This is a genomic window from Rhizobium sp. Rhizsp82 (genome assembly GCF_047325115.1).
Taxonomy (GTDB): Bacteria; Pseudomonadota; Alphaproteobacteria; order Rhizobiales; family Rhizobiaceae; genus Rhizobium.
This window is the reverse complement of the sequence record NZ_CP168570.1, coordinates 3,763,005-3,776,883: the sequence shown is the minus strand read 5'-3', so window position 1 is coordinate 3,776,883 and position 13,879 is coordinate 3,763,005. Positions and strand designations below refer to the sequence as shown.

Below are 13,879 nucleotides of genomic sequence, written 5' to 3'. Positions count from 1 at the left end.
ACAACTTCCATGAGCAACGCTCCCGCAAGCCCGGCGACACCTGTCGCCAACCGCGGCGCGATCACGGCCTGCGTCATCCTGGCCGTCATCATGCAGGCTCTGGATACGACGATCGCCAACGTTGCGCTGCCCTACATCCAGGGCAGCGTCTCGGCCTCCGCCGACCAGATCAACTGGGTTCTGACCTCCTATATCGTCGCCGCCGCGATCATGACACCGCCATCGGGCTTTCTTGCCGCCAAGTTCGGCCGCAAGAACGTGCTGTTGACGGCGATCGTCGGCTTCGTCGCTGCATCGGTCCTCTGCGGCCTTGCACAGTCGCTGAACCAGATCGTCGCCTTCCGCCTGCTGCAGGGCCTGTTCGGCGCCTCGCTGGTGCCGCTGTCGCAGGGCATCCTGCTCGACATCTACACGGCTGAAGAACGCGGCTCGGCGATGGCGCTGTTCGGCGTCTCGGTCATGGTCGGCCCGGTTCTTGGCCCCGTCATCGGCGGCTGGCTGACCGACAATATCAGCTGGCGCTGGGTCTTCTATATCAACGTGCCGATCGGGGCGCTGGCTTTTGCCGGTATCGTTATCTTCGTGACCGAGACCAAGAGGGACGCGCTGGCGAAGCTCGACTGGTTCGGCTTCGGGATGATGAGCCTGTTCATCGCCGCACTGCAGCTTTTCCTCGACCGCGGCGAACAGCTCGACTGGTTCTCGTCGGGCGAGATCATGATCGAGGCGATCGTCTGTGCGGCGGCCTTCTATCTGCTGGTCGTGCATACGCTGACGTCGGAGAAATCCTTCGTCAATCCGAGGCTTTTCCTCGACCAGAACTTCACCGTCAGCATGATCTTCATCTTCGTGATCGGCATCACCTATCTCGCCTCGCTGGCGCTGATGACGCCGTACCTGCAGACGTTGATGGGCTATCCCGTTATCACCGCGGGTATCGTCATGGGTCCGCGCGGTCTCGGCACGATGCTCTGCATGTTCATCGTCGGGCGGCTGATCGGCAAGGTGGACTCGCGCTGGCTGCTTGCGCTCGGTCTCGGGCTGACGGCCTGGGCGATGTACGACATGACCGGCTGGACGCCCGATGTCTCGCAGTGGACGATCGTTTCCGTGGGCTTCATCCAGGGTGCCGGCCTCGGCTTCCTGTTCGTGCCGCTGACGACGATGGCCTTCTCAACGCTGCCGGCGCAGATGCGTGGCGATGGTACGGGTCTCTATAACCTGTCGCGTAACATCGGCTCGTCGGTCGGTATCTCCGTGGTCTCGGCGCTGATCGTCGAGAATACGCAGAGCAATCACGAGTCGATCGCCGCCTATGTCACGCCGTTCAACCATGCCTTCAATGCGACGGCGGCGCAGGGGCTGAGCCCGCTGACGGCGGCCGGACGTGCGGCGCTCAACGATGTCATCACGCTGCAGTCGACGATCATCGCCTATATGGACGACTTCAAGCTCCTGATGCTGATGTCGCTCGCCGTCATGCCGCTGGTCTTCCTGCTGCGCAAGCCGAAGGCCGCCCAGCCGCCGATGGATCATGCGGCCGTGATGGAGTGATTACCGGAACGGCTTGCTGAGATAACGCGATCCCTGAATGCCGAAGCGCCATGGTGCTTCGGCATTTTTCGTAATGCCGATCCGCTTGCCGGAGACGATCGGGACAGGGGCGGAGGGAAAGAGCGTGTAGGGCTCGCGGTCGAGCGGCCGGTCGTTGATGGCAATGCCAATATCGAGCGCCTGGCAGAGCTTGCCTGGGCCGCTGCAGAGCGCGGTCAGCTGGTCGGTGGCGCGGCGCTCAGCCATCTCGCCGATGCCGGCTTCCGGTTCGAGCGCCCGGATCAGCACCGCCGAACCCGGCGTGCAGACGAAGTTCAGGCACCAGTACATGCCGTAGATGCGGTAGATATAGACATTGCCGGGCGGCCCATACATGGCGCCATTGCGCTTGGTCGGACCGCGGAAACTGTGCGAGGCCTCGTCGTCGGGGAAATAGGCTTCCGTCTCGGTAATCCTGCCGCCGGCGCCATTGACCAGCAGCAGGCAGCCGAGCAGGTCTCTCGCCACCGCTATCGCATCGCGTTCGAAGAAGCCGCGCAGCGTATCGTCTGCGAGCGCAGCCGTTCCGATCGGTCCCTCTTTATTCAACTGACGCCCTCGTTCCCCGTATCGCGCCGGTGATGCGCGAAGATCTTCACCAGCCAGTCGATGAAGACGCGCACGCGCGGCGAAAGCTGGCGGTTGCGGGGGTAGAGAAGTGAGACCGGCGTTTCCGTCAAGGGATAATCCTTGAGGATCTGCACGAGTTCGCCACTCGCGAGATAGCGTTCGATATGGTAGCGCGGCACCTGGATGATGCCGAGCCCGCAGCGGGCGGCGGCGTGCAGGCTTTCGGCGGCGTTGACCGAGATGGTTGCCGGAATGGTGATCTCGCGCACCTTGCCGTCGACGGTGAATTCCAGCGGCATCAGTGTGCCCGTCGCCGACGAGCGGAAGCCGACCATGCGGTGGCCGTCCAGCCTGTCGGGATGCTCGGGCATGCCGTGACGCTCGAGATAGGCGGGCGAGGCCAGCGTGATCTCCTCAAGCATGGCGACGCGCCTCGCGACCATGTCGCTATCCTGCGGAATGCCGACGCGCAGTACGCAGTCGATGCCTTCGCGCACCAGATCCACCAGCCGGTCGCCCTCGCTCATGTAGAATTCGATATCGGGATAGGTCTCCAGGAAAGACGGCAGGCTCGGCAGCACGAAATGGCGGGCAAGCGTGCCGTGAACGTCGACGCGCAGCATTCCCTTCGGCTTGGCGCCGGCAAAGGCGCCCTCGGCATCCTCGATATCGGCAAGGATCGACAGGCAGCGCTGGTAATAGGCTTCGCCATCGAGCGTCGGGCTGACATGGCGAGTGGTGCGCTGCAGAAGCTGCACGCCGAGGCGCGCTTCGAGCTGCTTCACCGCATCGGTCACCGTCGAGCGCGGCAGGCCGGTATCCTCGGCGGCGGCGGTGAAGCTGCGCCGCTCCACGACGCGGGAATAGACCCGCATGGCATCGAACCTGTCCATTTGTTCGCTTTATCCGGATAGTGATGCCGAAGAATGCCTGATTATCCGAAGGAAAGATAGGCGCATCTTCCCCTCATCGAAACGGCGCTGCGGCGCGGATCCATGAAGGAGACTGAAGATGGCTAGTCAGGACAACAAGGTCGCTCTCGTTACGGGCGCATCGCGGGGCATCGGCGCAGCAATTGCCGAACGTCTCGCCAAGGACGGCTTTACCGTCGTCATCAACTATTCCGGCAACGCGGCGCTTGCCGAGGAACTGGCCGGCAAGATCGAGGCCGCTGGCGGCAAAGCGCTGACGGCGAAGGCCGATGTCAGCGATGCCGAGGCCGTGCGCCGGATGTTCGATGCGGCTGAGGCTGCCTTCGGCGGCGTCGACGTCCTCGTCAACAATGCCGGCATCATGATGCTTTCGACGCTTGCCGAGGCCAGCGACGACAATTTCGACCGGCAGATCGCCGTCAACCTGAAGGGCACGTTCAACACGCTGCGGGAAGCCGCCAAGCGCCTGCGTGACGGCGGCCGGATCGTCAATTTCTCGACCAGCGTCGTCGGCCTGAAGCTCGAAAGCTATGCCGTCTATGCCGGCACCAAGGCTGCGGTCGAAACCATGACCGGCATCATGGCCAAGGAAATGCGCGGCCGCGGCATCACCGTCAATGCCGTCGCCCCCGGACCGACCGCCACCGATCTCTTCCTGAACGGCAAGTCCGAAGAACTCGTCGCCCGGATGGCGAAGGCGAACCCGCTGGAGCGTCTTGGCACGCCCGAGGATATCGCCGCTGCCGTGTCGTTCCTCGCCGGTCCCGATGGGGCCTGGATCAACGGCCAGGTGCTGCGCGCCAATGGCGGCCTGATCTGAACAATCCCGGAGGCGGCAGCCCCGCCTCCCACTCCCGCAACTATCCCCCAACCGAGTGAACAAGGAGCAAGACAATGAGCAAGCAAGTTATCGTCGTCACCGGTGCATCCAGCGGCTTCGGTGCCATGAGCGCACGGGCGCTCGCCAAGGCTGGGCACACCGTCTATGCCGGTATCCGCGCCACCACCAGCCGCAACGCCAAGGCGGTTGCCGATGTGGCCGCCTTTGCGCAGGAGAACAACGCCGATCTGCGCAGCGTCGAACTCGATGTGACCGACGACGCCTCGATCGCGCAGGCCGTCGAGACCATCGTTGCCGAGAACGGGCGGCTCGACGTGATCGTTCACAATGCCGGCCACATGTCCTTCGGCCCAGCCGAGGCCTTTACGCCGGAGCAATATGCCGAGCTGTTCGACATCAACGTTCTCTCGACCCAGCGGCTGAACCGTGCCGCCCTGCCGCAGCTGCGCAAACAGGGCAGGGGTCTGATCGTCTGGGTGTCCTCGTCGAGCACCCGTGGCGGCACGCCGCCGTTCCTGGCACCCTATTTCGCTGCCAAGGCCGCGATGGATTCGCTTGCCGTCTCCTATGCCAGCGAGCTGACCCGCTGGGGCATCGAGACTTCGATCATCGTGCCCGGCGCATTCACCAAGGGCACCAATCACTTCGCCCATTCCGGCTCACCGGCCGATGCGGCCCGCGCCGCCGAATATCTGGAAGGCCCGTATAAGGGCATATCGGACAAGGCGCTGCAGGGGCTGGCGGCACTCGAACCTGCCGATGCCGATCCGCAAGAGGTTGCCCGCGCCATCGTCGATGTCGTCGGAACGCCGTTCGGCAAGCGCCCGTTCCGCTTCCATATCGATCCGTCGCAGGATGGGGCGGAGATCGTCAACGGCGTTGCCGATCGCGTCAGGGCCGAACTCTTCTACCGCGTCGGGCTGGAGGATCTGCTGAAACCCGCCGTCATCGGCTGATCCGGGCTTGATTGTTGCATTTTTGCGAACACTGCTATGCGAATCAAACGCCTTACAAAGTTCGCATTAGGGCTTATATCTATTGGGCAAGGGGCGACGGAAAGTCTCCGTTCCGAAGCCCACCTCCAAGGCCTGCCGGGTCATTTCCCCTGGTGACGCGGCTGGCCCCGTAATTCAAAGTCGATGAAAAACGGCCCGTCGAAGGTTTCCCTCCCTTCCGGGCCGTTTTCATTTTCAGGGATCGTTCAGCCGCGCATCGGCCAGCAGCTTCACCATCCAGTCGACGAAGACACGCACCTTGTTACTGAGGTGACGGTTCGGTGGATAGACTATGTAAAGCGGGATCGGCTCGCGCGACCATTGCGGCAAAACCTCGATCAGCTCACCTTTCTTGATCGCGTCGCGGGCCATGAAACGCAGCGTCTGCCCGATTCCCAATCCCGTCGTCAGCGCGCTTATGAAGGTTCTGCCGTCGTTGACGGCCAGCATATAGCGCGGCGTGATCTCCAGATGTTCGTCGTCGCGGTCGAATTCGAAGGGCAGGGCGCGGCCCGTCTGGGCGCGGAAATAGTTGATCGTGTAGTGGTCGTTTTCGAGGTCCTGAGGGCGTTCCGGCTCGCCGAATTTCTGGATGTAGAGCGGTGCCGCGCAGGTGATGATTTCGAGCTCGGATACACGTCTGGCGATCAATGACTGATCGGCCGGGGTGCCGGCGCGCAGTGCGCAGTCGACATTCTCGGCGAGGTAGTCGACGGTGCGGTCGCCGACGCCGAGATCGATGCGGATATCGGGATATTTCTGATAGAAGTCGCAGAGCGCCGGGACGACGATGGAATCGGCGAAAGCCCCTGCCATTTCAACGCGCAAGCGGCCGGTCGGCAGGCTTTGCGAGTTCGAAAGGCTGCCGTCCAGTTCCTCCAGTTCCGAGACGATCTGCGAGGCGCGTTCATAGTAGAGTGCGCCATCGGTCGTGACCATGACGCGTCTCGTCGTACGGTTGAGCAGCTTGGTGCGCAGATGGGCCTCGAGGCCTTGGATCAAATTGGTCACGGTGGCTTTAGGCATCGACAGGGTGTCGGCAGCCCGTGTAAAGTTACCCGTCTCCACTACGCGGATGAAGGCGCGCATTGCCGAGAGCTGGTCCATGATGGGATCTCCACAGTTTGCACTGCGATATTATTCGAAATACGGAACAGTGTAATCAGAATGGCGGTTCTTATTCCGTGGCCTGAATAACAATATGTTTTTTACAAGTTTGGCAAGCCGTGGCGTTTCGTCATGTGTTATGCAGCTAACAGGAATACAAGTCCGATGACGGTGCAGGTGAAAGACATGGTGTTCGAGAAGGTGGCCATCGGCCCCATCTCTACGCGCGTCTATCAGGGTGCCGAATACGGCAAGGGTTCGCCCATCGTGCTGTATTTCCACGGCGGCGCTTTCCAGAGCTCGGGCGTTCTCGACAATCCGGTTGCCGAAAGCATTGCCAATGCCGGTGCGATCGTCGTCGTTGCCGATTACAACGCGCCGCTCGGCGGTGTTTTCCCGAAGCCGCTCGAAGTCGGCTATTCGCTGTTCTCCTACATGGCCAACAAGCGGGCGTCCGGTCTTGGTGACCGCAATTCGCTGCTGCTGGTGGCAGGCGAGGAAGCGGGCGGTAATATCGCCGCCGGTGTCGCGCTCAAGGCCCGTGACCATTACGCCAATGCGCTGAATGGCCAGATCCTGATTTCTCCGCTGCTCGATCCCTTCATGGGAACGTCGTCGATCCGCAAGGCCGATGCGATCGGCATGCGCCAGCGCTGGACCGAGGGCTGGAGCCATTATCTCAGCGGCGGCGGCTGTCACCCCTATGCGGCGCCGTGCCTCTGCTCGCGGATTTCGGGTGTCGCGCCTGCGCTGATCATGACAGCAGAAGACGACCCGCTTCGCGACGAGACGCTCGGCTATGCCGCGCGTCTCAAGAAGGCGGAAGTTTCGGTTCGCCAGCACGTTTTCCCCGCCGGGAAGGGCTGGCCGTCACTCTACGGCGGGAAAACGGAAGGAGTGTCCGACTGGCAGGCGACTATCAGCCGCGAGTTCGGAAGCTTCATCCGCGAATTAAGCCTCCAACCCCAATTGCATTGAAGTCTTGTTGTGAATGAGCGGCCGTTGAGGCCGCAAGGAGAGATACCGATGACGTCCAGAAAGAAGCGCTGGGCCCTCGTGGGCGCCGGCCTAGGCCTTGCTGCGTCTGTTTCAGCCGCTGCCATCTTTTTCGAACTGCCGATGAGCACGGTCGCGACCGCCGCTTCGGAACCCGCACAGGCTCCCGCTGTGCCGGTGACCGTTGCCCTGGTCCAGAACCGTGACGTGACCGCCTGGGAAAATTTCTCGGGCCGTCTCGAAGCCGTCGACCGCGTTCAGGTCCGTCCCCGCGTTGCGGGTGCGATCCAGTCCGTGCATTTCCGTGAAGGCGCGCTGGTGAAGACCGGCGACCTGCTGTTCACCATCGATCCGGCCCCGTATCAGGCAGCCGTGGCGCAGGCACAGGGCCAGGTGGCCTCTGCCGACGCCAAGGTCAGCCTGGCGCAGACCGAGCTCGATCGCGGCCGCAAGCTTTCCGACAACCGCACGATCTCGCAGAGCGATCTCGATCAACGTCAGAGCACGCTGGCCGAAGCGCAGGCGGGTCTGCGTTCGGCTCAGGCAGCCCTGCAGTCCGCCCAGCTCGACCTCGATTATACGCAGGTGCGGGCTCCTGTTTCCGGCCGCATCGGCAAGATCGAAGTCACCGCCGGCAACCTCGTCGCCGCCGGCTCGGCATCGCCCGAGCTGACGACGCTGGTTTCGGTCGATCCGATCTACGCAAGCTTCAACGCCAGCGAAGAGATGGTCACCAAGGCTCTCTCGGAGCTTCCGGCAACCGATAGCGCCCTGCCTGCCGTCGAGCAGATCCCGGTCGAAGTCGGCACGCTTGCCGATGAGGGCACGCCGATCAAGGGCAAGCTGCAGCTGGTCGACAACGTCGTCGACGCTGCAAGCGGCACGATCGCCGTTCGCGCCGTCTTCGACAATCCGGGCGGCAAGCTGATCCCTGGCCAGTTCGTGCGGGTGCGCATGGGCCAGCCGAAGGCCGAGAACAAGATCGTCATCAGTGACCGCGCCGTCGGCACCGACCAGGACAAGAAGTTCGTCTTCGTCGTCGATGGCGAGAACAAGGTCGGCTACCGCCAGGTCAAGCTCGGCGCGATCTATGACGGTCAGCGCGTCGTCGAAGACGGCCTGAAAGCCGGCGAAAAGATCGTCGTCAACGGCCTCCAGCGCATCCGTCCGGGTGCCGTTGTTGCGCCGCAGATGGAAGAGAAGGTCGCGACCAACTGATCGCGGCGTAAGACCCCTCCCCAACCCCTCCCCACAAGGGGGAGGGGCTAGCCCGCCGAATCGCCGAAGCCACGATTGGGCAAGACGGTGCAGCGGATCTTCTCCCCCCTCGTGGGGGAGATGGCCGGCAGGCCAGAGAGGGTCTTTCTACACATTCATACCACCCACCGGCGGCCTCCCAGGCTGCCGGAGCGGGACGTTGCATCCATGTTCACCCCGGAGAGGGCTTTGATATGAACATCTCCAGATTCTTTATCGACCGGCCGGTCTTTGCCGGCGTGCTGTCGGTTCTGATCGTCGTCGCAGGTTTGATCGGCCTGCGTTCGCTGCCGATCTCGGAATATCCCGAGGTCGTGCCGCCGTCGATCGTCGTGCGCGCCACCTATCCCGGCGCCAACCCCTCGGTCATCGCCGAAACGGTGGCGACACCGCTCGAAGAACAGATCAACGGTGTCGAAGGCATGCTTTACATGGCAAGCCAGGCGACGTCGGACGGCGTTCTCAACGTCACCGTGACGTTCAAGCTCGGCACCGATCCCGACAAGGCCCAGCAACTGGTTCAGAACCGCGTTTCGCAGGCCGAGCCGCGCCTGCCGGCCGAAGTTCGCGCGCTTGGTCTGACGACCGTCAAGAGTTCGCCGAACTTCATCATGGTCGTCAATATCGTCTCGACCGGCGGTGATCATGACATCACCTATCTGCGCAACTATGCGACCCTGAACATCAAGGATCGCCTTGCCCGTATCGAGGGCGTCGGCCAGGTGCAGGTGTTCGGCGCCGGCGACTATTCGATGCGCGTCTGGATCGATCCGCAGAAGGCTGCCGAGCACAATCTCGCCGCCAGCGACATCAGCAATGCGATCAGCTCCCAGAACGTTCAGGCGGCCGCCGGTATCATCGGTGCGTCGCCCAGCCCGCAGGGCGTCGATCTGCAGCTGAACGTCAATGCCCAGGGCCGTCTGCGCACGCCTGAGGAATTCGGCAACATCATCGTCAAGACGGGCGCCAACGGCGAGATCACCCGCCTTCGCGACGTTGCCCGCATCGAGCTCGGCGCGGCCGACTATACGCTGCGTTCGCTGCTCGACGGCGAGCCTGCTGTTGCCGTTGCAGTGCTCCAGGCTCCTGGTTCCAACGCTATCCAGATCGCCGACAACGTCAACGCGACGATGCAGGAACTGCAGAAGGCGATGCCGACAGGCGTCAAGTACGAGATCGTCTACGATACGACGAAGTTCGTTCGCGCCTCGATCGAGAAGGTCATCGACACGCTGCTCGAAGCCATCGCGCTCGTCGTGCTCGTCGTCATCATCTTCCTGCAGACGTGGCGCGCCTCGATCATTCCGCTGATCGCCGTCCCCGTATCGATCATCGGTACGTTCGCGGTGATGTATGCCTTCGGCTTCTCGATCAACGCGCTCAGTCTCTTCGGGCTGGTGCTGGCGATCGGTATCGTCGTCGACGATGCGATCGTCGTCGTCGAAAACGTCGAACGAAACATCGAGGCGGGTCTCAGCCCGCGGGCCGCCACCTACAAGGCGATGAAGGAAGTGTCCGGTCCGATCATTGCGATCGCCCTGGTGCTGGTCGCGGTCTTCGTGCCGCTCGCCTTCATCTCAGGTCTGTCCGGTCAGTTCTACCGCCAGTTCGCGCTGACGATCGCCATCTCGACCGTCATCTCGGCCTTCAACTCGCTGACGCTGTCTCCGGCACTCGCCGCACTTCTCCTGAAGGGCCACGGTGCGAAGAAGGACTGGCTGACGCGGTTCATGGATACCATTTTCGGCTGGTTCTTCCGCGGCTTCAACCGTGCCTTCGGCTCGGGCTCGAATGCCTATGGCAAGGGCGTCGGCGGTCTCCTGTCGCGCAAGAGCATCGTGATGGTCATCTATCTGGCGCTCGTCGGGGCAACCTACAGCCTGTTCACCGCAGTGCCCGGCGGCTTCGTGCCGTCGCAGGACAAGCAGTATCTGATCGGCTTTGCACAGCTGCCGGATGCTGCCAGCCTCGACCGTACCGAAGACGTCATCAAGCGGATGACCGATATCGCGCTGAAGCAGCCGGGTGTCGCCAATGCGATCGCCTTCCCGGGCCTGTCGATCAACGGCTTCACCAACTCGTCCAACGCCGGCATCGTCTTCGTGACGCTGAAGGATTTCGAGGAGCGCAAGACGCCTGATCTCTCCGGCGGAGCGATTGCCATGGCGCTGAACCAGAAGTTCGGTTCCATCCAGGATGCCTTCATCGCCATGTTCCCGCCGCCGCCGGTCAACGGTCTCGGCACAACGGGCGGCTTCAAGCTGCAGATCGAGGACCGCGCCGGTCTCGGCAACCAGGCACTCGACGAGGCGACCAAGGCCGTGCTCGCCAAGGCCTACCAGACGCCGGAACTCGCAGGCATCTTCTCGAGCTTCCAGATCAACGTGCCGCAGCTCTATGCCGATCTCGACCGCGCCAAGGCCGAGCAGCTCGGGGTTTCCGTCACCGACGTCTTCCAGACGCTGCAGATCTATCTCGGCTCGCTCTATGTCAACGACTTCAACGCCTTCGGCCGCACCTACAGCGTCCGTGTGCAGGCCGATGCCAAGTTCCGTGCCCAGCCGGAAGATATCGGTCAGTTGAAAGTCCGTTCGGCATCGGGCCAGATGATCCCGCTTTCGGCCCTGCTGAAAGTCGATGCCACGACCGGTCCGGAACGCACGAACCGTTATAACGGCTTCCTTGCTGCCGATATCAACGGCGGTCCGGCAGCGGGCTTCTCGTCCGGCCAGGCCCAGGCTGCGATCGAGAAGATCCTGAAGGAGACGCTGCCGTCGGGCATCGACTTCGAATGGACGGATCTGACCTACCAGCAGATCCTCGCCGGCAACTCGAGCATCATCGTGTTCCCGCTTGCCCTGCTGCTGGTGTTCCTGGTGCTGGCTGCGCAGTATGAAAGCCTGACGCTGCCGCTGGCGATCATCATGATCGTGCCGATGAGTGTGCTTGCTGCCTTGACGGGTGTCTGGCTCACCGGTGGAGACAACAACATCTTCACGCAGATCGGCCTTGTCGTCCTTGTCGGTCTCTCGGCGAAAAACGCGATCCTGATCGTGGAATTCGCCCGCGAGCTGGAGTTCGAGGGACGCACGCCGGTCCAGGCTGCGATCGAGGCCAGCCGCCTGCGTCTTCGCCCGATCCTTATGACCTCCATGGCCTTCATCATGGGTGTCGTGCCGCTCGTGACATCGACGGGTGCCGGTGCCGAAATGCGCGCCGCCATGGGTGTCGCGGTGTTCTCCGGCATGATCGGCGTCACCTTCTTCGGCATCTTCATGACGCCGGTCTTCTATGTGCTGCTGCGCAGGCTGGCGGGCAACCGTCCGCTCATCCAGCACAACGACAATCATCCGGCGGATGAAGAAGACCACATGAAGGTCGCAGCCGAGTAAGCGGCGGGCAATGAACGAGACAGAGGAAGGCGGGACATTTGGTCCCGCCTTTTTCATTTGCATCGTCCGGTCGGCGGGCTAGTCTTTGACGAACGTACGTCGGCCGGGTGGAGCTGGGCCGACGCAGCGCATAGCGGAGGAATAGATGCATATCGCGATTATCGGTGCGGCCGGCATGGTCGGCCGCAAGCTGACGGCCCGTCTCGTCAAGGACGGGGTTCTGGACCGGGCGGAGATTTCGGCCCTTTCCCTCATCGACGTCATCGAGCCGGAAAAGCCGGCGGGCTTCGAAGGAACGGTCAATGCATGGGCATCCGACATTTCCACGCCCGGCGAGGCGGTGAAGATCGTCGCCGGCCAGCCTGATGTGATCTTCCATCTGGCGGCGATAGTCTCGGGCGAGGCGGAGCTCGATTTCGAGAAGGGCTACCGCATCAATCTCGATGGCACCCGCGAACTTTTCGAGGCCATCCGGCTTGCCAATGCCGAAGATGGCTACAAGCCGCGTGTCGTCTTCACCTCGTCGCTGGCGGTGTTCGGCTCGCCGTTCCCGCAAGTGATCCCCGATGATTTCCACCAGACGCCGCTGACGAGTTATGGCGCGCAGAAGGCGATGAGCGAGTTGCTGCTGTCCGATTACAGCCGCCGCGGTTTCCTCGACGGGATCGGCATCCGCCTGCCGACGATCTGCATTCGTCCGGGCAAGCCGAACAAGGCGGCCTCCGGCTTCTTTTCCGGGATCCTGCGTGAGCCGCTCAGCGGGCAGGAGGCGGTGCTGCCGGTGCCCGATACCGTGCGGCACTGGCATGCCTCGCCGCGCTCGGCCGTCGGCTTCCTGCTGCAGGCGGCGCGGATCGATCTTGCGCCGCTCGGTGCTGCGCGCAGCCTCACCATGCCGGGTGTGAGCGCCACGGTCGGAGAGCAGATCGAGGCTCTCAGGCGCGTTGCGGGCGACAAGGCGGTGAAGCTCATCCGCCGTGAGCCGGACGAGCTGATCATGCGCATCGTCTCCGGCTGGCCCGAAGCCTTCGAAGCGAAGCGGGCGGGCGCGCTCGGCTTTGTCGCCGATACGTCCTTCGACGAGATCATCCGCATTCACATCGACGACGAACTCGGAGGGCAGATCGGATGAGCAGCACGCGGAAGATCGCCTTTCTCGGTACGGGGCTGATGGGCGGACCGATGGCGCGGCGGCTGCTCGGGGCGGGGTTCGAACTGACCGCCTGGAACCGGGATGCCGGCAAGGCCGCGCCGCTCGCCGCCGACGGCGCACGGCTTGCGGCGAGCGCCCGCGAAGCAACAGAAGGCGCTGACGTCGTCTTCACCATGCTGTCTGACGGCAATGCCGTAGAGGACGTTCTCTTCAATCAGGGTGGTGCCGCGGCCCTTGCCGCCGGCGCCGTGGTCATCGACAGCAGTTCGATCGCGCCGAAGGCGGCGCGCGAACACGCAGCACGGCTTGCCGAGCGCGGCATCCGCCATATCGACGCGCCGGTTTCCGGTGGTGTCGTCGGCGCGGCTGCCGGAACGCTGGCGATCATGGCGGGCGGTGACGCCGCCGTCGTTGCCGAGCTTGCCGATGTCTTCGCGCCGCTCGGCCGCGTCACCCATGTCGGGCCTGACGGCACCGGCCAGCTGGCGAAGCTCGGCAATCAGCAGATCGTCGCCGTCACCATCGGTGCCGTTGCCGAGGCGATGATGCTGGTGGAAGCCGGTGGCGGTTCGCGCGAAGCCTTCCGTAACGCCATCCGCGGCGGCTTTGCCGAAAGCCGCATTCTCGATCTGCATGGCCAGCGCATGGTGGAGCGGAACTACGGCAATGGCGGACCGTCGAAGCTGCAGCTGAAGGATCTCAACAATATCCTGGCAGTCGCCGAGAGCCTGTCGCTGACCCTGCCTCTGACGGAGGCGGTGCGGGCGGAATTTGCGGAATTCGTCGGCAATGGCGGCGGCGATGTCGACCACAGCGGCCTCCTGAAGCATTTCGAGGAGAAGCATGCGGCAGGCACCGGGAAGGCCTGAACGCCCGTTTTGAGGCATTTCGTGGCGCCGCGAAAATATCGCGGCGGCACAACCCATGAGCGCTTTTGTGACAGGCGTAAGGAACAGTTCACCTAGTAACTAGTTCGATAATACGTAAAAGGCTTCGTTAATCGGGCTTTGAGAAGGTAGTATGAACGGCGAATGCCGCTGTTA

At 63.0% G+C, this 13,879-nt stretch carries 11 protein-coding genes; 8 read left to right on the top strand and 3 right to left on the bottom strand.

The features are described from left to right. The first annotated feature begins 9 nt into the window (after positions 1-9). Complete coding sequence (locus ACEN84_RS23760; RefSeq protein ID WP_413710118.1) at positions 10-1,554, top strand: DHA2 family efflux MFS transporter permease subunit; 1,545 nt, start codon at positions 10-12, stop codon at positions 1,552-1,554. Here the strand turns inward: ACEN84_RS23760 and ACEN84_RS23755 are convergent, their stop codons facing one another. Together ACEN84_RS23755 and ACEN84_RS23750 are read right to left on the bottom strand one after the other, a co-directional pair. Next, positions 1,555-2,142, bottom strand: a complete 588-nt coding sequence (locus tag ACEN84_RS23755; protein ID WP_413710117.1) for a DNA-3-methyladenine glycosylase — start codon at positions 2,140-2,142, stop codon at positions 1,555-1,557. It abuts the gene before it with no gap. Next, positions 2,139-3,056 carry a LysR family transcriptional regulator gene (locus ACEN84_RS23750; RefSeq protein ID WP_413710116.1) on the bottom strand — a complete coding sequence of 306 codons (918 nt, stop codon included), beginning with the start codon at positions 3,054-3,056 and terminating at the stop codon, positions 2,139-2,141. Before ACEN84_RS23750 ends, ACEN84_RS23755 begins: the two co-directional genes overlap by 4 nt. 118 nt (positions 3,057-3,174) lie before the next feature. On the opposite strand from ACEN84_RS23750, the gene ACEN84_RS23745 reads away from it, so the two are divergent. Next, the gene (locus ACEN84_RS23745; RefSeq protein WP_112720035.1) at positions 3,175-3,915 is read left to right on the top strand and encodes an SDR family oxidoreductase; all 741 of its coding nucleotides are present in this window, start codon (positions 3,175-3,177) and stop codon (positions 3,913-3,915) included. Between the two features lie 74 nt (positions 3,916-3,989). Beyond that, a complete protein-coding gene (locus ACEN84_RS23740; protein WP_413710115.1) occupies positions 3,990-4,892 on the top strand; it encodes an SDR family oxidoreductase in 903 nt (300 codons plus the stop codon). A gap of 234 nt (positions 4,893-5,126) precedes the next feature. Here ACEN84_RS23740 and ACEN84_RS23735 read toward each other — a convergent pair whose 3' ends face one another. Continuing rightward, a complete protein-coding gene (locus tag ACEN84_RS23735) occupies positions 5,127-6,038 on the bottom strand; it encodes a LysR family transcriptional regulator (protein ID WP_112720037.1) in 912 nt (303 codons plus the stop codon). Positions 6,039-6,203: 165 nt separating this feature from the next. Here ACEN84_RS23735 and ACEN84_RS23730 point away from each other — a divergent pair, with 165 nt between their 5' ends. The 5 genes from ACEN84_RS23730 to ACEN84_RS23710 all read left to right on the top strand — a co-directional run bounded on the left by ACEN84_RS23730 (position 6,204) and on the right by ACEN84_RS23710 (position 13,705). Continuing rightward, positions 6,204-7,016: an alpha/beta hydrolase fold domain-containing protein gene (locus ACEN84_RS23730; RefSeq protein WP_413710114.1), complete on the top strand. Its 813-nt coding sequence runs from the start codon at positions 6,204-6,206 to the stop codon at positions 7,014-7,016. Between the two features lie 48 nt (positions 7,017-7,064). Then, the gene (locus tag ACEN84_RS23725) at positions 7,065-8,252 is read left to right on the top strand and encodes an efflux RND transporter periplasmic adaptor subunit (protein ID WP_130284022.1); all 1,188 of its coding nucleotides are present in this window, start codon (positions 7,065-7,067) and stop codon (positions 8,250-8,252) included. Positions 8,253-8,485: 233 nt separating this feature from the next. Then, complete coding sequence (locus ACEN84_RS23720) at positions 8,486-11,683, top strand: efflux RND transporter permease subunit (RefSeq protein WP_413710113.1); 3,198 nt, start codon at positions 8,486-8,488, stop codon at positions 11,681-11,683. Between the two features lie 145 nt (positions 11,684-11,828). Then, positions 11,829-12,815 carry a D-erythronate dehydrogenase gene (denD, locus tag ACEN84_RS23715; RefSeq protein WP_413710112.1) on the top strand — a complete coding sequence of 329 codons (987 nt, stop codon included), beginning with the start codon at positions 11,829-11,831 and terminating at the stop codon, positions 12,813-12,815. Continuing rightward, positions 12,812-13,705 (top strand): NAD(P)-dependent oxidoreductase, encoded by an 894-nt coding sequence (locus ACEN84_RS23710; RefSeq protein WP_413710111.1) that lies wholly within the window; start codon positions 12,812-12,814, stop codon positions 13,703-13,705. Before denD ends, ACEN84_RS23710 begins: the two co-directional genes overlap by 4 nt. The last annotated feature ends 174 nt before the right edge of the window (positions 13,706-13,879 follow it).